The sequence below is a fragment of the Cryobacterium sp. MP_M3 genome (assembly GCF_015752155.1).
In the GTDB taxonomy this organism is placed as follows: domain Bacteria; phylum Actinomycetota; class Actinomycetes; order Actinomycetales; family Microbacteriaceae; genus Cryobacterium.
Genome location: NZ_JADOVI010000003.1, coordinates 296672 through 314656, shown reverse-complemented (window position 1 = coordinate 314656; position 17985 = coordinate 296672). Strand labels below are relative to the sequence as shown.

General features: G+C 65.7%; 11 protein-coding genes and 1 pseudogene. 8 read left to right on the top strand and 4 right to left on the bottom strand.

Annotated features, from left to right (window positions below):
- On the bottom strand, positions 1–896 hold an 896-nt coding region (locus tag IWX89_RS06080; RefSeq protein WP_196902649.1), incomplete at its 3' end, for a PLP-dependent aminotransferase family protein.
- Between IWX89_RS06080 and IWX89_RS06075 the strand changes: the two genes are divergently transcribed.
- The 3 genes from IWX89_RS06075 (at position 895) to IWX89_RS06065 (ending at position 3388) form a co-directional block, all read left to right on the top strand.
- The gene (locus IWX89_RS06075) at positions 895–1890 is read left to right on the top strand and encodes a DMT family transporter (protein WP_196902648.1); all 996 of its coding nucleotides are present in this window, start codon (positions 895–897) and stop codon (positions 1888–1890) included. The two genes, IWX89_RS06080 and IWX89_RS06075, sit on opposite strands and share 2 nt — an antisense overlap.
- A gap of 358 nt (positions 1891–2248) precedes the next feature.
- Complete coding sequence (locus IWX89_RS06070) at positions 2249–3016, top strand: hypothetical protein (RefSeq protein ID WP_196902647.1); 768 nt, start codon at positions 2249–2251, stop codon at positions 3014–3016.
- A gap of 3 nt (positions 3017–3019) precedes the next feature.
- Positions 3020–3388, top strand: coding sequence for a GntR family transcriptional regulator (locus IWX89_RS06065; RefSeq protein ID WP_196902646.1), 369 nt, complete (start codon positions 3020–3022; stop codon positions 3386–3388).
- A gap of 247 nt (positions 3389–3635) precedes the next feature.
- Here the strand turns inward: IWX89_RS06065 and IWX89_RS06060 are convergent, their stop codons facing one another.
- Positions 3636–4025, bottom strand: coding sequence for a hypothetical protein (locus IWX89_RS06060; RefSeq protein WP_196902645.1), 390 nt, complete (start codon positions 4023–4025; stop codon positions 3636–3638).
- Between the two features lie 348 nt (positions 4026–4373).
- Here IWX89_RS06060 and IWX89_RS06050 point away from each other — a divergent pair.
- The 5 genes and pseudogenes from IWX89_RS06050 to IWX89_RS06025 form a co-directional block, all read left to right on the top strand.
- Positions 4374–5686 (top strand): annotated as a pseudogene (locus tag IWX89_RS06050) (IS3 family transposase); the annotation flags it as partial.
- 333 nt (positions 5687–6019) lie between these two features.
- A complete protein-coding gene (locus tag IWX89_RS06045) occupies positions 6020–7243 on the top strand; it encodes an IS110 family transposase (RefSeq protein ID WP_196902642.1) in 1224 nt (407 codons plus the stop codon).
- Complete coding sequence (locus tag IWX89_RS06040) at positions 7218–7829, top strand: hypothetical protein (protein WP_196902641.1); 612 nt, start codon at positions 7218–7220, stop codon at positions 7827–7829. The genes IWX89_RS06045 and IWX89_RS06040 overlap by 26 nt, the downstream gene beginning before the upstream one ends.
- Before the next feature lie 746 nt (positions 7830–8575).
- Positions 8576–14191, top strand: coding sequence for an Ig-like domain-containing protein (locus IWX89_RS06030; protein WP_196902640.1), 5616 nt, complete (start codon positions 8576–8578; stop codon positions 14189–14191).
- A 120-nt stretch (positions 14192–14311) separates the two neighbouring features.
- Positions 14312–15982, top strand: a complete 1671-nt coding sequence (locus IWX89_RS06025) for a copper resistance protein CopC (RefSeq protein WP_196902639.1) — start codon at positions 14312–14314, stop codon at positions 15980–15982.
- 33 nt (positions 15983–16015) lie between these two features.
- Here IWX89_RS06025 and IWX89_RS06020 read toward each other — a convergent pair whose 3' ends face one another.
- Together IWX89_RS06020 and IWX89_RS06015 are read right to left on the bottom strand one after the other, a co-directional pair.
- Positions 16016–17122 (bottom strand): sensor histidine kinase KdpD, encoded by a 1107-nt coding sequence (locus IWX89_RS06020; protein WP_196902638.1) that lies wholly within the window; start codon positions 17120–17122, stop codon positions 16016–16018.
- Entirely contained in the window at positions 17097–17774 is a 678-nt protein-coding gene (locus IWX89_RS06015; protein ID WP_196902637.1) for a response regulator transcription factor, read from the bottom strand. Before IWX89_RS06015 ends, IWX89_RS06020 begins: the two co-directional genes overlap by 26 nt.
- Positions 17775–17985 lie beyond the last annotated feature (211 nt).

Sequence of the window (17985 nt, the reverse complement as noted above, 5' to 3'; positions counted from 1 at the left end):
TCGCGAGCGGCGACAGGGCGCGGGTCGGTGTCGATGCCGAAATCATGGGCCCAGTCGTCCTCTACGAGGAATGCGCCATGCGCGCGCACAACGTCGAGGATCTGCGTCGTGGCGGCATCCGACCACCGTGCGCCGGTGGGGTTGGCGTAGGTGGGTTGTGCGTAGAAGACGCGGGAGCCGGATTCCTGGAATGCGCGGGCGAGTGCGTCGGGATCGGGGCCATCTTGCCCCGTCGGGATCGGGATTACTTCAACCCCGGCTTGGGCTGCGGCCTGGATCGCACCCCAGTAGGTGGGTGATTCCATGAGCAGTGGACGCCCGGCGGTGACGAGCGCGCGAAAAATCGTGGCCAAGCCGCTCTGGCTCCCGGGGAGCACGATGACGTCGCTCGGCAGGGGCGGGGTCACGCCGACGGGCGTCGCGGCGCCGAGCTCGTGGGCGAACCAGGACTGCAACTCAGGAAGTCCCGCCACCGGTGAACGGGTCAGCGCTGCATCGCCGCGGGCCGCGCGGGCCAGCGCGGAACGGATCAACCGCTCCGGCAACAGCTCCCGGTCAGGGTAGCCAGCGTGCAGGGCGATCGCGCCCTGCGGTGCTGCGCGAAGTGCGGGACTCAGCCCGGAGAGGTGGCTATGCGGAGAACGCATCGCAGCGGTCTGCCAGCTGTAGTCGAGCGGGCGCGCTGTGCGCACCGCGCGAACAAACGTTCCCGCGCCGGGGCGCGTTTCGATAAGGCCTTGAGCCACGAGAGTGCGGAGAGCCTTCTGGACCGTCACCGGGCTCGCCCCGTATTCCGCGACGAGCGCCCGGCTGGTCGGCAACCGCGCGCCGGGGACGCTGCCTGCGATCCACTCTCGCAGTGCGGCCACGATCCTAAAACTGCTATCGTTGTCCATGTCAGATCATAGTAACGCTATCAAGAGGACACCCGCACCGCTATCGTCGTCGCGGGCCGGCCTGGCTTGGGGACTGCTTGGCGTTGCCGCGTTCTCTTTTACGGTTCCCCTCACCCGAGTCGCCGTCGAGGGCATGTCTCCGCTTTTCATCGGATCCGGACGCGCCGTCATCGCCGCCGTGCTCGCCGCGGCCGCATTGGCCATCACCCGACAGCGGCTTCCTCGCGGCATCCAGTGGTCTCGCCTGGTCGTGGTCGCGGGCGGCGTCGTCGTCGGTTTCCCCCTCTTGACATCATTCGCTCTCGCCACTGCTTCGGCCAGTCACGGTGCCGTGGTGATCGCCCTGCTTCCAGCCGCAACAGCCGTCATGGCCGTCATTCGAGGCAAAGAACGACCGCCGCTACCCTTCTGGATCATGGCCGCCATCGGCGCCCTAGTGGCCGTGGCTTTCGCATCCGTGCAAGGCGGCGGAATCGTTCGATTGCACTGGTCGGACCTGCTCCTTTTTGGCGCTGTTGCGGCCGCCGCCATCGGATACACCGAAGGAGGCTTGCTCGCGAGAGAGATCGGGTCCTGGCAAACCGTGTCCTGGGCGCTGATATTAGCCTCGCCCCTGATGATCACACTGGCCACGATCGCCATCCTCGAACAGCCCCCGACCGGCACGCCGACCCAGTGGGCGGCCTTCGCCTACCTCGGAGTGGTGAGCATGTTCCTGGGCTTCTTCGCCTGGTACCGCGGACTGGCAATCGGGCCCATGACCCAAGTCAGCCAGGTGCAACTCACCCAACCCGTCCTGAGCATCCTGTGGGCCGCAGTGATCCTCCGCGAGCAGCTGACGTGGCAAACGATCATCGGCGGCATCGCCGTCATCCTCTGCGCCGGCATCGCTGTACGGACACACCTCAACCGCACCCGACCCCCGCGCTCCATTCCGCACTTCGCAAGCGGACCAGTACCGGTAGCTGTACCTCCGAGCACAGCTCGACCGTAAGCCGGACCTTCATGGGGCACAGAAATTCGCCGCCAGGGCTTCGAGCCGGCTCTGATCAGCTGGGTGGCATTTGGGGCCCGTATCGGGACAGTTCCGTCGCGATGGGTTCCGAGTCGGTCGGCGACATCGTCACGGGATCATTTCTTCCGCACGTCCCTAGGGAGGATCTCAGCGGGCAGGTAGGACGCTTTGGTTCCCCTCGCACTTGATGCTGCGTGCATCTATGCTTGATACAAGCTTGCTACAAAAAAGGGGATGATGGGCGATGGCTATTGTTTGGGCAATAATCGCGATCGGAGCGGCGGCCTTCCTTTTACAGCTCGTCCTTGAGCCCCGCCGGCGTCGGCGGGAGTATCTCGTGCTGGCATTCACTGATCGCTTCGATCTCCCCGTCACGCCTGCAGTCGTGGATGTCATTGATCGCAGGCTCCGCAATCGCTCAATTGGGCAGGCCATGGGCGGTCTCGTCACAGTGGTGGGATTCGCGGTAGTGGTCTTGGTGGCGCCTGGCCTCGTACCCGTTGGCATCGCCGGGTTCGCCACCACAGGGATCCTTGTGGCGGGGATGGCAGCCGGAGGTGCAGTGTCGGCAGCGCGCCAGTTCCCTGCCCCGGCAGGGCACTTCGCGACGCGGGTCGCTCGACTCGACGCCCCGACGCTGGGCGATTATGTTCACCCGGTGTGGGTTTGGGCTGCAGTCTGTGGGGCAGGGACTGCGCTAGCACTGAGTGGAGGGCTGCTCTCGGGAGCCATTCCCGGTGATGCTGATGTAGCCGGGATACCGATCCGTGGCGTGGCGGTGTTGGCGGCCTTGTCAGTTGCCGGTGTCGTCGGCGCCGCGCTCAATACTCGGCGGCTGTTGGCGATCCCTCAACCAGCTTCCGATGGGGTAGAGCTTGAGTGGGACGATGCTCTTCGCGCTCATGCTCTGCGGGACGTCTGGATCGCATCAATCGGTCTCAGCTCAGCCACCGTTGTTTCAGCATTCTCATGGATGTTCAACACCGCCTCGCCAGGACTTTACGTCGGCATCCTGATCGGCATGGCACCGTTACTGCTCCTTGAGTTCCGTGCAAGCAGTCGCTCGAGTCGGCGCCTGTGGCGGCGTTCTGGCGTTGTGAACTGACCGATGCTGCTCAGCATCGACTCAGACGCAGCTGCCGCGCCGTTTGAACAGATTCGAATGCAGATCGCGGCACTTGTGCGCTCCGGCGGGCTCCTGCCAGGTACTCGACTTCCCACCGTGCGCAGACTCGCCGGTGACTTAGGCCTCGCGCCCAACACTGTTGCTCGGAGCTACCGCGAGCTCGAGAGTGATGGAATCATCGAGACACGCGGGCGAAAAGGCTCCTTCGTCGCCCGGCAAGGCAACGCCAACGAGCGACTTGCCCACGCCGCCGCGGCAACCTATGCCGATCGAATTCGACAACTCGGCATTCTCCCCGAAGACGCAATTCGCTACATCCAAGCCGCTTTCGAAGTCGACTCTGAAAGCTGAGCTCTAGAAGCAACTAAGAGACAAACCCGGCCCAATCGCACTGCGTGCGGGAACGCCGTATGGGCGAGACGGGGGAGTGGCTCGGTGTTCTTGTCGAGTCCCAATCGGTAACCCTCACCGGGATTGCGTCGAGTCCGGTGCGCAGGCGACTTTGCCTTCGGGGTCGATGGTTCTCGAAGGGAGCATCAGCCCGGATGAATGCCTTGTCCATCCCTTCGATGCCCAGCAGCTGGCGCGGGGTCTGTGGTTACTCGGTCTCGGCGGGGTCGGCGCCGTCGAAGTCGTATCCGGTGAACCACCGCGAGGCCAACCACGCCACGGCAGCTGCCTTGTGCTCGTTCTTAGACCCATAACTGCCCTGTACGACGGCGAGGTGGTCAAATGCGTCCTTCAGGTTGATGCCGAGGCGCGGGTAGAGCTGCAAGGTGGCCGGCAACCCGGTGGAGAACCAGATGCTTTGGAACTTAAGCCACTGGAGGGCTTCCACATTGCCGGCGCGCGGGTGCTGGAAGGCCTCGGGAATTAGGCGGAGCGGCGGCAGCAGGTCCGGGTTAGCGCCGCGCGCCGGATAGGTGAGGTCGCCTCGGGTGATTGTGGTGGATGGCATCTCAAAGGGGTCACTCTCGCTGGCGGTCATGACGTCAACCTACGGTCGGCCACCGCCATTCTGTCTGCCGGACTTGCGCGGGCATGTAAGAATCACGAGTGCGGCCCTGACTCTGAGCGAGATGGGGTCGCACTCTCGATACCAATCGGTGCCCTATTCTCGATCGTCACGCGTGCCAAGCCTCGGATCGGATGATGAGCACGTGCTAGGTGGCACGCGGCTGCTCGGGTAAGTAGCAGCGGCCTTTCCCTACGTGTCAGGGTGAGTTGAGGCCAGTAGCTCAGAGCAAGTCCGCCGTTTGACGTAGGGCGAGAATCAGGAAGTCCCACCATGTCCAGCCCATCGTTGATCGCCGTGCGCGACGATAGTCCCATGAGTATCAGTAGTCCCGGCCCCCGCGCGGGCGGCCCCACACCCCGGCGGTCGTTCACGCCGAAGCAGAAACTCGACCACCTCGCCGCGTACGAGGACGCCATTTCCCGGAACGGGGGCGGCGCGTATTTGCGGGAGCAGGGCATCTATTCCTCGCAGATCACGGAGTGGCGGAAACTGCGCGATGCGGGCGTGCTGCAGGGCAAGAAACCTGGGGAGAAGATCGGCCGGCTCACACCCGAGCAGGCCGAGATCGCCCGCCTCCGCCGCCAGCTCGAGTTGACGGAACGGCGGTTGGAGACGACGGGGGTGGCGTTGGAGATCATGTCAAAAATGCACGAGCTACTCGAAAGTCTTTCGAAGAGCTCGCGGGACGAAATACCGCAGATGAAACCGTGATGACCACCTACCGCGACCTGACCCGTCGCGGCGTCTCCACCCGGACGGCTGCCGTGCTGGTCGACTTGCCCCGGGCGACCGCGACGCGGACGCCCCGCACCCCGACCGCCCGGCCCCTGCTGGTGCCGGCGAACAAGCTCGATGTCCTCGAGCGGGCCCGGATCCTGGCCGTGGTGAACTCGACCCGGTTCGTGGATCTGCCGCCGATCCAGATCTACGCGCAGTTGCTGGACGAGGGCGTGTATTTGGCGTCGATCTCAACGATCTACCGGGTGTTGGCCGAGAACCAGCATGTCAAGGAACGCCGCCGGCTGGCCCGCCACCCGGCCCGCGCGATCCCGGAACTGGTCGCCACCGCCCCTGGTCAGGTTGATACGTGGGACATCACGAAATTGCCTGGCCCGATCAAGGGCAAGTACTTCGACTGCTACGTGATGATCGATATCTACTCCCGCTACATCGTCGGCGTGAAGGTCCATCCGGCCGAGTCCGCGGTCCTCGCCGCCGAGATGATGACGGAAACCTTCGGCATCCATGGCACCCCGCAGGTCGTCCACGCCGACCGAGTCACATCGATGACGAGCAAGACCGTCGCCGCGCTCCTCTCGGATCTCGAGGTCACCAAATCGCACTCCCGGCCCCGGGTCAGCAACGACAACCCCTACTCGGAGGCGTGGTTCAAGACGCTCAAGTTCGCCCCGGTTTTCCCCGAACGCTTCGCCAGCCTCGGCGACGCGAGACGGTTCATGAATACCTTCGTCGAGGGTTACAACCGCACCCACCGGCACACCGGCATCGGGCTGAACACGCCTGCAGACGTCCACTACGGCCTCGCCGCTGGAAAAGCCGCCGAGCGGGCGGCGACCATATCCACAGCCCGGGCCCGGAACCCGGAGCGCTTCAGCACCAGCCGCGACCCGTAAATCCTCGCCACCCCCGACGCGGCCTGGATCAACAAACCAGCCGCGATCATCCAGGAAGAACTAGCCGCCTAAACTCACGCTGGCCTCATTCACCTTGACGGTGATGATGGAAGCAGGCCGTGGAATGGTGTGACTCCAACCTTGACTGACGCTTCTTGAAGCTGTCCTTAATTTGATCCGTCCACCGTTCCGCGGCTTGCAGCAAACGCATTCGCCAGGCGGACATGACCTAATAGGAGCTCGACCAAGAAGTCCCATCACCGTCTTGTCTGCCCACCTGGCGAACGCGAGCCCACCTGCCACTCGAGCGTCAGAGGAGCTATTCCCATCATGACAAACGACGACATCAGCGTCATCGCCGGCATCGACACCCACGCCGACACCCATCACGTCGCCATCATCACCAATTACGGCCAACACCTGGCCGATAAGAAGTTCCTGGCCGTCGGATCCGGCTACCGGGAAATCGCCGAATACATCACCCAGTATGGACCGGTGATCGCTGTCGGCGTCGAAGGGACAGGGTCCTACGGCGCTGAATTGACCCGGGTCCTGACCCACGAGGGCTTCGATGTCAAAGAGGTCAACCGGCCCAATCGTCAGGCCCGACGCATCCACGGCAAGTCTGATCCGTTAGACGCCTACCAGGCCGCCGAATCTGTCCTCGCCCAGCGCGGCACCTCAACACCAAAAGCCCGCGACGGCAACGTCGAAGCCCTCCGGGTGCTGCGCACCGCACGCACCAGCGCGATGAAGGCACGCACCGCGGTACTGACGCAGATCAGCGCCGTGCTCACATCGGCCCCAGAGAGTATCCGGGCCAAATATCGGGGCAAGACCAGCGAATCCCGTGCCAAAAGCATGGCCGCCTCGCGCCCGACCGGAGACATCACAGACCCCCTCGTCGCGACCGCCGTGACGCTCAAACGCATGGCCGCCCGCCATGCCTACCTCACCACCGAGATCGATGACTGCGACGCCGAGCTCGCCCGCATCATCGCCGAGCACGCCCCAGCCCTGACCCTGATCAAAGGCGTCGGCACCGCCGTAGCCTCCCAACTGCTGGTCACTATCGGCGACAACCCCGAGCGCCTGACCACAGAAGCCCAATTCGCTGCACTGGCCGGCGTCGCACCGATCCCTGCGTCATCGGGCAAGACGACACGGCACCGGCTCTCCCGCGGTGGCGACCGCGCCGCGAACTGTGCGATTCACCGCATCGTTCTCGTGCGCATGGCGAAGGACCAACGCACCCAGGATTACGTCGTCAAACGCACCAGCGAGGGCAAAGGCAAGAAGGAGATCATGCGCTGCCTCAAGCGCTACGTCGCCCGCGAAATATATCGCGTCCTGCAAAACCCACGGCCCGGCCTGCTAACGAACGACCTGCGCCCGCGGCGCCTCGCATTGCACCTCACCCAGACCGCAGTAGCACTCGAGCTGGGCGCCTGGCCCAAAGCTATCTCGCGCATTGAACGCGGCGCCACCCAAGATCGAGCCCTTTCCGAGCGCTACCGCACATGGCTCAATGAACAACCGAAAGTCAGCGCTTGACAACAATAGGAGCATCAAATTCCGCCTGAGCGCGCTCATCGACTCAACCGCCATCCAAGGTCCAGAGTCTGATGAGTCCGTCTGGGTTGATGAGGAGGAGTTTGCGCCTCTCGCCTCCTCGCAAACTCGTATTGCACTGCACAAAATACGCGCGTTCAGATTGGCTACCCTTGTCCGCAACGCCTTCCCAATCAGTGCCGCTACCGTGGACGCTGATGTCTCGCACGGAAAGCCCCTCGTCACGTGGGACTCATGGACCGAGAGGGATGGCCACCAGATTCGTGCCGGATGGCAACTCCAGGATGGGCAGTTCCGTAGGTTCGTGATAACACCGCACATCTTCGGTACTTCCTTTGAGAAGAAGGCCGAGCGATTCGCGTTTGCTCGACGACACCCGGATCTGTCTTCTTTCGCGGGACTGGACTCGGTGCTTGGAAACCCAGGAGCACTGACGGGGCCGTTCAAGACCGAGAGCGGTTTTGGCTCGTTCGGTTCAGACTTCGTCTACAAATATGTAAAGGCAGATGCGCTGACCGTGTCGCAACTGCTTCGCGCCAGCATTTGGGTGGTTGAGAGTCGCGAGTGAGGACCTGACCGGACGTGCCAAAGGTCGGCCAGATACCTGGCATGAGTCGTGAGGCATGCGGAGTGGATAAGGTACTGAGCACGATTTACCGCCTCGCGGCGGCCCACCCGCGCAACGCTTTGCCGTGACCAGAAACGTACCGGAAACCCTCCCATCGTGACCAGAATCGCCCCGTATTCACCCGTACCAGCGCGTAGTCTGTAGTGTATGAGAACCGCGGAAATCCGCGGAATTCAGCCCCAGATTCGGGTCGGTGAAACGACCGAGACGACTTTCAGTTGTTCTTGGTTCGAGTCCAGGTACCCCAGCTGTAGAAACCCCCGGTAAAGCGGGGGTTTTTTTGTTGGCATAAGCGAGCGACAACACGGCGCGCAGAAGTCCGAAGCGTTTCCCGCTATCAGAACATTCTCGTCAGGCCCGCTTGATCTGCCGTGGACCGGGTTGAGCCCGATTTCGCCCACCGACGCATCTCGGCTCGTGGCCGATCGACGGTCCAAGCGGTGCGCTCGCCGCGCTAGTCGAGGCCCGCCTCATCTATCCTCTCTCCCTGATCCGGATCTGCACGAAGCAATCGCTCGCGCACTTTCTGGGTACGGCGAGACCCGCAGTCAGCAGGTCGCCGGCCACGCCGCCGACGTGTCCCACTAGATGACACTTATGTCATAAACGGCCCGTTTCGGAAATCCGGTGTGCATCCTCGTTGCGTAAAGTCCGCAGCCCTCGCTCCGAGTGTCGGGAGAATCACCATGCAACCATCATTCCGCCCACCCTTCCTCCGGGCCCCGAGGCGTCGCCTTGCCGGGCCGGCCGTCATCGTCGCGCTCGCGCTGCTCATCAGCGGCATGGGCCCCTTGGGCGGGATGCGCAACTTCTTCGAACCGAATGTGGCCGAAGCCGCAGTCCCCTCGAGCGCCACCGACACGTCGAAGGTCCCACACTATTTCGGCCCGTACCCCAACTGGGCGAACAGTCCGCAGACGTTGGCGGATGCGATGGTGAAGATCAGCGTCGGGACCCCGACACCGGTCCTCTACGGCAACCCGCTGACCGAGCGCAGGTACGCGACCGATTACGCGAAGCCGACTGGTGAGGTGGGCCCGGTGCTGGTGGTGCTCGACCACACCAAGCTGCCGGCCGGCACTCTCAACGACTTCCAGAGCTGGAACCAGGGAACCGCCGGCGCGAGCCCGACCACCTCGGCGGGCAACCTCTTCCACGCGCTGGTGCTGCGACCCACCGGTACTGCGGGGGAATACACCGTCGTCTACTCCAGCGACGAGCTGAAGGTGCCCACGCCGACCGTGGCCACCGGAGAGGTGGAGACTTACTCCGTGCCCGCGGTGACAGTGCAGAAAAACGACGTGATCGGCTTCTACGGCCAGGGAATCCCGGTCGACACCGACGTCCCGGCCAACGGCGACACCTTGAGCACACCGGCAAGCGGTGACCCGACGCTGGCCAGCAACGTCGCCCCGGCCACGAACAGCACGGTCACGCTGGGTGCCTCGAACTACCCGGACTTCTCCCACGACCGCAGCTACTCCTTCGGGGCCGACGTCACGCCGACCATCACCGACCCGGGCACGGGCGCAGAAGCTACGGCCTCGGTCGATCCGAAGACGGGCGCCATCTCCGGCGTCACTGTGACCAGCCCTGGTGCCGGCTACGCGGTCCCGCCGACGGTGGAGATCACGACCGCCGGGGTCACCCCGACCACGGTGGCCAAGGCCACCGCCACCATCGCCACCGGCGTCATCACCGGCATCTCCGTCAATGAGACCGGTTACGGGTTCACCGCACCCGCCGTGACCCTGACGGGCGGGAACCCGACTGCGGGCTCCGAGGCGCATGTGCAGGCGAGCGGTGCAGTCGACAACTTGAAGCTGACAGACGGCGGCAAGGGTTATCAGACCCAGCCTCTGGTGAACATCTCCAAGCCTGACCGCCCCGATGGCGAGCAGGCCACGGGCAGCGCGACGATGGACGCCAACGGCGTGGTCACCGGCGTCGCTCTTGCCAATGCGGGCAGCGGGTACACCTCCGCCCCGACCGTGACCCTCACCGACGCCAGCAAGACGGCTCCCGACCAGGAGGCCAAGGTCGAGGCCACCATCGGCGTCACCCGGATCGACGTCACCGACGGCGGCGCCGGCTATGACTCGGCACCGACCGTGACGATCGCGGACACCGTCGGTACGGCCGACAAGGGCGCCAGCGCCACCGCCAAAGTGGCGGTCAAGGGCTCGGTCACCGACATCGTCGTCACGACTCCCGGAGCGGGCTATCTCACCCCGGGAATCAAGAAGTTCGTCGACACCCTGCCTGGGCAGGGAGAGGCCAACGCCAACGACCTGGGCCAGTACATCCCGGTCGCAGTGCCCGACACCACCACCTACCCCGGCACCGACTACTACGAGATCGCTGTGGTGCAGTACCGGATGAAGTTCCACCGCGACCTGCCGGCCACCCTCCTCCGCGGCTACGTCCAGCTCTCGACCAGCGTGACCCCGGGCAAGATGGTCGCACTCGGCAACGCCAACCTCGACCCTTCCCTGCCCGACAGCCCCATCAGTTTCACCGGGGTGGACAAGCCGCACTACCTCGGCCCGACGATCATTGCCACGAAGAACAAGCCCGTCCGGGTGCTGTTCCGCAACCTGCTTCCGACCGGCGTGGCTGGCGACCTGTTCCTCCCCGTCGACACCTCGGTGATGGGCGCGGGTGCCGGGCCCGAGATGATGACGCTCGACCCCACCACCAAGGTTCCGATGGACATGGCGAAGGACGAGAAGAGCGTCCTCGACGGTGTGCGCAACCCGATGTGCGGGCAGACGCCGAAGCCGACCACGTGCTACTCGGAGAACCGTGCCACGCTGCACCTGCACGGCGGCATCACCCCGTGGATCAGCGACGGTACGCCACACCAGTGGGTCACCCCGACCGGTGAGAACACCGCGTACCCGAAGGGTGTCAGCGTCAGCAACGTGCCGGACATGCCCGACCCGGGTCCCGGTGCGGAGACCTTCTTCTACACCAACCAGCAGAGCGCGCGGATGATGTTCTACCACGACCACTCGTGGGGCATCACGCGGCTCAACGTGTACGCCGGCGAGGAAGCCGGCTACATGATCACCGACGACACCGAGCAGAAGCTGATGGCTCCCGGTGGCGCCCTCGATGGTCTCGGCATGGGCACTTCGCTCACCATCCAGGACAAGACCTTCGTGCCGAGTGCGACGCGGATGGCTCAGCTCGACCCGACCTGGGATTCGGCGAAGTGGGGCGGTCAGGGCAACCTCTGGCAGCCGCACGTCTACATGCCCGCGCAGAACCCCGGCGACCCCAGCGGGATGAGCGCCTTCGGTCGCTGGTTCTACGGCCCGTGGTTCTGGCCGCCGGCGAAGGACGCCAAGTACCCGCCGATGGCCAACCCCTACTACGACCCCACCTGCGACCCGAACGTGGCTGCATTCTGCGAGCCCGCCCTGATCCCCTCGACGCCCAACAACTCGGTCGGCATGGAGGCCTTCCACGACACGCCGGTCGTGAACGGCACCGCCTACCCGACGACGACCATGGAGCCGAAGACGTATCGGTTCCGGATCCTCAACGGCTCCGACGACCGGTTCTGGAACCTGTCCTGGTACGTGGCCGATCCCGCCACGGGCACCGAGGTCGCGCTGAAGTCCAGCGAGGTCGCGATGGCACAGACCGACCCGGTCGTCACGCCGACCCCGGACACCACGAAGAGCCCCAAGGGCCCTGACTGGATCCAGATCGGAAACGAGGGCGGCTTCCTGCCGACCCCGGCCGTGGTCCCTGCCCACGAGACGACGTGGATCACTGACCCGACCCGATTCGACGTCGGCAACGTCGACCAGCACTCGCTGCTGCTCGCGCCGGCCGAGCGGGCGGATGTGATCGTCGACTTCTCCGCCTATAAGGGGAAGACGCTGATTCTCTACAACGACGCCCCGGCGGCGTTCCCGGGCCGGATTCCCGGGTACGACTACTACACGGGCGGACCGGACATGTCCCCGTCCGGTGCGCCGACCACCCTGCCCGGCTACGGGCCCGACACCCGGTCGGTCATGCAGGTCAAGATCTCGAACACCGCACCCGCACTGGCCTTCGACCGGCCGAACACCACGGCTGACCAGATGGGCAAGTTGATGGCGGCGTTCGATCACCACACCGACGCGGCCGGCCAGCCCGCCGGAGTCTTCGAGTCCAGCCAGAACCCGATCGTGGTCGGCCAGGCCGCGTACAACCAGGCCTACGGAACGAGCTTCGTCGGCAGCGGGTACTGCAACACGGCCACCAACCCCGCCGCCAAGTGCGACGGCTTCGCCCGGATCGCCGAGCAAGGAGGAGACCAGTTCAAGTTCGACACCCTGTCGGGCACCCAGCTCAGCATTCCCATCGAGGGCAAGAGCGTCCACGACGAGATGAACTCGGCGAACTTCGACGAATGGGGCCGGATGAGCGGCAACATCGGGCTGGAGGCGCCAGGAGCAACACCGCTGCTGCAGAACGTCATCCTCTACCCGTACGTCAACCCCGCCACGGAGAAGCTGGACGGAACCAAGGGGACGAACAGCCTCAAGGTCACCCCGATCTCCACCAACACCGACGGCACGCAAATCTGGAAGATCACCCACAACGGCGTGGACACCCACCCGCTGCACTTCCACCTCAACGACGTGCAGGTGTTGAACAGGGTTACCTGGGACAACATCATCATCCCGCCCGACCCGACAGAACTCGGCTGGAAGGACACTGTGCGGGTCAGCCCGCTGGAGGACACGATCATTGCGGTCCGACCCATCCTGCCGAAACTCCCGTTCGCCATCCCGGACAGCAACCGGCCGCTCAACCCGATGATGCCGCTGGGTGCGAAGGGCTCGACGACCGGCCCGAACGGGTCTGAAGCCGGATTCAACAACACCGACACCAACGGTGCCCCGATCGCCCCGATCACCAACGTCATGACCAACTTCGGCTGGGAGTACGTGTGGCACTGCCACATCCTGAGCCACGAGGAGATGGACATGATGCGGCCCATCTCGGTCAGCGCTCCTCGGACGCTCCCCGACGCGCCCGTGGTGAGCTTCACCCGACCCACGAGCGACGTGCTGCTGAGCTGGACCGACGGGACCCCGGTGTCGATCACCGATCCCACGACCTGGGGCAACGCGAAGAACGAGATCGGCTACAAGATCGAGCGCGCACCACTGGCCAACGGCACGGTCGGCGCGTACGCCCAGTTCGCCACCACACTGGCAAACGTCACCACCTACACCGACCAGACGGCCGGGACCGGGCAGTACGCCTACCGGGTCACGGCGTGGAACGCGGCCGGGAACACGGTGTCCGCACCAGTTCTCACCGCGTCCACAACGCCCAAGGTGACCGCACAGAACCCCGCACCCGGGGCGACCGGGGTGGCGGCCAATGTCAGGCCGACCGTCACGTTCAACGAAGCCGTGACCGGTGTCAGCAACACCACGTTCACGTTGAAGCAGGGAACCACGGCCATTGCGGCCACGGTGACCTACAACTCGACGACGCGGACGGCCACCCTCACCCCGACGACGGCACTCCGCGCTGACAGGCCCTACAGCCTCTCGTTGGCCACCGCCATCAAGAGCGCGTCGGGCGGTTCGGTGGCGGCGACGAGCTGGGACTTCATCACCGGACCCAACCCGACGGTCACCACCACCAACCCCGCCGCCGGAGCCACCGGTGTCGGTCTGGGAACGACCAACACGCGAACCCCGTTGAGTGCAACGTTCAGCGAGGCAGTTACCGGCCTCCCTGCCGCCGCAGCCAGCACGCCCAACTTCACCCTGAAGCTGGGCACGGCGACCATCGCCTCGACGGTGACCTACAACGCCACCACCCAGGTCGCCACGATGACCCCGGACGCCCCGTTGCTCGCTGACCGGACCTACACCCTGTCCCTGACCAACGAGGTCAAGGACGTGGCCGGGAACCGGCTCACCGCCAAGACGTGGACCTTCATCACCGGGCCCGCCCCCGTCGTCACGGCTCGGACCCCGGCGCCCAACGCCACCAGGGTCGGCCGAACGGCGAACATCACCGCAACCTTCAGCGAGGCGGTCACCGGTCTGCCGGGCAGGGCCGCGTCGAGCGGGAACTTCACCATCAAGCGGACGTCGACCGGCGCAGCCGTCAGCGCAGCGTCCAGCTACTCCAACACCTTGAAGGTGGCGACACTCAATCCGAACGGCACCCTGCTGGCAAACACCCAATACACCGTCACCCTCAGCAGCGGGATCGCTGACACCGCCGGCAACCTGCTCACACCCGTCTCCTGGAGCTTCACGACGGGCAACTAGCACCTTCCCCAACCACACCGCCGCCCGGACGACAGGACCGGGCGGCGGTGTCCCGTGCTCGATGTGTGCCATGACAAGTAGAACCAGGAGTGGATTGTGTCGAGAAGGACGCCCCACAGGATGCCAGGCCAGGGATCCCGAGCCCGAGGATCGCTCGTCCGCCGCCTCCTCAGCCTGTTGTTCGCAGCGCTGATCCTGACCCTGGCGCTACCCGCGGCACCCGCTTCCGCGCACGCCGAGCTGTTGTCCACGACGCCGACCGCGGGCGCGGTGCTGGCCACTGCGCCGAGCACCGTGGAGCTCACCTTCGACGAGCCGGTCTTCCTCGTTCCCGACGGCTTCCAGCTCTACGACGGCAGCAACGCTCATCGCACGGTGCCTGTCGAGGCGGTCGGGGCGATGGTCCGGGCAACCCTGCCGTCCGGCCTCGCCGAGGGCAGCTACGTGCTCGGCTGGCGGGTGGTTTCCGATGACTCGCACCCCGAGTCCGGGGTGCTGTCCTTCGCCGTGGGCCGGGCCGGCGCATCGGTCCCCACCATCGCCACGACCGACACCCGGCAGGTGGACGCCCTGTACGCAGTGCTGACCGCCCTGGGTTACCTGGGCCTGTTCAGCCTCGTGGGTCTTACGGTCTTCGACTTATTCGTCGCGCGCACCGCCCCGCCCGGTCGTCGGCTGCCCGGCGCGGCTGCAGTCGTCTCCGTGAGCGCCTACGTCCTACTGATTCCCCTCACCGAAGCGCGGTTGAAGGGGGCAGACTTCGGCGCGCTGTTCGATCCAGGGGTCCTCACCTCGGGCTGGTCGGGAGGGCCCGCTGTGACGCTGGTCCTCGCCGCCTCGGGGATGGCGCTGATGCTGCTCCGGGCGCGGCTGCCGCGCAGACAGGGCTTCTGGGCCGGAACGGTGGGGGCAGGGGCTGCACTGGTGTCGGTGTTGCCCGTCGGCCACACCCGCACCTTCGGACCCGGCTGGCTGGTCATGGGCGCCGACCTCATCCACGCTGCGACGGCAGCGGTGTGGTTGGGTGGTCTACTGGCTCTGGTCCTGCACCTCACCCGTGCCCGGCGAAAGAAGGGCGACCCGGCCGCGGCTGCCCTGATCCTGGGCAGGTTTTCCACCCTGGCCGGTGGGCTCGTCGTGCTGCTGGGCGGCACGGGGACCATCATGGCCGTGGTGATCGTGGGCTCGGTGCCGGCCCTCGTCGACAGTGCTTACGGTCGGCTGCTGCTGGCCAAGCTGGGCGTGGTCGTGGTGATCGGGGCCGTTGCGGCGTGGAACCGGTTCGTGCTCGTCTCTCGCCTGGCGCGCGAGGACATCACCTCGCGGGCCTGGCAACGGCTGGGACTGGCCATCCGCCTGGAGGCGGTCGGGTTGGTACTGGTCCTTGGTTTGACCTCCGCCCTGACGATGCAGAACCCGCGGGCGACCGACACCGCCGCTGCGCCGGCTCAGGCCGCGTCACTCGGGACCCCATTGCTGGCCGACCTCGGCACCGGCCACCTGACAGGTCGGTTCAGCCCGGGCACTCCAGGGGTCAACGTGATCACCTTCGACCTCACCGACGCAGGGGGCGAACCCGTCGTGCCGCTCACCATGCCGCAGGTCAGTGTGGCCGAGCCGAACCTGAGCCTCGGACCGCTAACCGCCGAGGTCGAGCCCGGACAAACGCCCGGCAGCTACCGGGCCGTGGTCGTCCTGCCCGCGGCAGGCCAGTGGAAGATCACTGCCGCCGTCCGGGTCAACGAGCAGGAGCAGCCCGCGGCCATCGCCGACGTTGTTGTCGTGGACTGAGCCGGGCCGATCCCGACGAGGCCTGCGACGGCGTCAGCTGCGGCTGCCGATCAGATCACCGAGAGGATCACCGTCAGCCGAGTCGTAGGCGCTGTCTCCGAGCGCGGCGGGCCGCGACATCCGTGCCGGCAGTCGCACGGTGAAGGCGGCCCCGCTACCCAGTGAGCTGACCACCGAGACGGTGCCGCCACGGGCTTCCGTGGCGGCCTTGACGATGGCCAGGCCCAGCCCGCTGCCGGCCCGCTCGCCTGCGGTGGACGCGGTCCGGAAGATCTCGAACACGGTGTCCAGGTCGGCGGCGGGGATGCCGGCCCCGGTGTCCCGGACGGTCAGCACCAGCTCGTCGCCCTGGACGTCCGCCGTCATCGCGATCGAGTCTCCAGGACCGGTGAATCGGACCGCGTTCTCGAGCAGGCAATCCAGTACTGCCTCGAGCCGCTCGCTGTCGCCCTGCACTGTGCCGACGGCGCTCTGTGTGCTCCAGGTGCGGTCGGCCGTCACCGACCAACGGCGCAGGACCTCGGCCAGCATCCGGTCGACGTCGACCGGCTCGTGGGCCGACGGCTCCGCGACCCGGACCAGCGTGAGCAGGTTGGTCGCCAACGCGGACGCCTTGACGAGTTCGGCCACCACCAACTCGGCGTCGTCGCGCACGGTGGGCTCTGCCGAGTGGTCGGCGATGAGTTGCGCGTAGCCCCTGGCGATGGTCAGCCGGGTGCGCACCTCGTGCGAACCGAACCGGGCGGCGTTCTCCCGCTGTTCGCTGCGGTGACGGTCGGCCTGCTGCAATGCCCGCAGCCGGGCCTGCGCGGTCCACTGCCGGTTCACGTGCCAGATCAACAACGAGATGATGCCGCTCATCAGGACGATCTCGCTGCATTCCTCCCATCCGATGGTCCCCGCCAGCGCGTGACGGACCAGCGCGACCCCGGTGACTGCCGTAATCACGGTGAAGACGACCAGGGTGGCCCGCCGGGGCCACGGGCACAGTCCGTAGAGCAGTGCGAAACTGGCCCAGACGAGGTGGTAGGGGATGGTCTCCCTACCGGGCAGCGCGAAGGTGAGGTAGACGTTCACCCCCGCGAACACCGCCCATACGGCGACGAGGACTGCCTTAGGCCGTGATCCGATATCCGACATTGCGCACCGTTTCAATCTTCTCGCTTGACAGCTTCCACCGCAGCCGGCGCACGCACACGTCGACGACGTTCGTGCCGGTGTCGAATCTCGTCCCCCAGACCCGCTCGAGCAGCTCAGCGCGGGTGCACGGCTCAGGCGCCCGCTGGAGGAGATAGAGAAGCAGCATGAACTCCCGTTGCGTCAACGAGATTCGGCGTCCGTCGACCACGAGCTCCCGTTGCTGCAGATCGATCTCGACGCCGGCGCCGCGGAGGTAGCGGCCCACGGTCGCGGTCAATTCCTGCGACGATGCGGGCGTTCGGATGCGCGTATTGACCCGGGCCACCAGCTCGGCGTTCGCGAACGGTTTGGCCAGGAAATCCACCGCACCGCCATTCAGGACGCCGACCCTGGTTGCCACCTGCGTCATGGAGGACAGCACCAGTACCCGACTCGACGGACGGAATCGCATCAGCTCGGCGAGGACGTCCTCGCCGCGTCCGTCCGGCAGTATGAGGTCCAGGATGATCAGGTTCGGGTCTACCGTGCGGATCGCCGTCAAGGCATCGACCGCCGTGCCCACCACCGTGACCGTGTAGCCGGCGCCGCCGAGGACGCGGCCGAGCAGCCGGCCGAGCATGGGCTCGTCTTCGACTACCACGATGCGATTCACGTCGGTGTCCGTTCCTTTCCGCGCGTCTCGCGAAGGGAAGCGTGGCAATGCTGCGGCGATGCGATCACATCACCCCAGTTGTGTCACCCCGGCGTCGAGTTCAGTAGCGCAGAGGCAATCTAGCGCTGATGTCCCCTTAAAGGAGGACCTCCCGTGCCCCCCAGAAAGGGTGACAGATCGGGGAGATTTTCGCCGGACGAGCGCCGTCGGC

Coding starts and splice junctions, on each gene's coding strand:
- IWX89_RS06075 (WP_196902648.1), top strand. CDS start 895: ATGTCAGATCATAGTAACGCTATCAAGAGGACACCCGCACCGCTATCG.
- IWX89_RS06065 (WP_196902646.1), top strand. CDS start 3,020: ATGCTGCTCAGCATCGACTCAGACGCAGCTGCCGCGCCGTTTGAACAG.
- IWX89_RS06060 (WP_196902645.1), bottom strand. CDS start 4,025: ATGACCGCCAGCGAGAGTGACCCCTTTGAGATGCCATCCACCACAATC.
- IWX89_RS06045 (WP_196902642.1), top strand. CDS start 6,020: ATGACAAACGACGACATCAGCGTCATCGCCGGCATCGACACCCACGCC.
- IWX89_RS06040 (WP_196902641.1), top strand. CDS start 7,218: ATGAACAACCGAAAGTCAGCGCTTGACAACAATAGGAGCATCAAATTC.
- IWX89_RS06030 (WP_196902640.1), top strand. CDS start 8,576: ATGCAACCATCATTCCGCCCACCCTTCCTCCGGGCCCCGAGGCGTCGC.
- IWX89_RS06025 (WP_196902639.1), top strand. CDS start 14,312: ATGCCAGGCCAGGGATCCCGAGCCCGAGGATCGCTCGTCCGCCGCCTC.
- IWX89_RS06020 (WP_196902638.1), bottom strand. CDS start 17,122: ATGTCGGATATCGGATCACGGCCTAAGGCAGTCCTCGTCGCCGTATGG.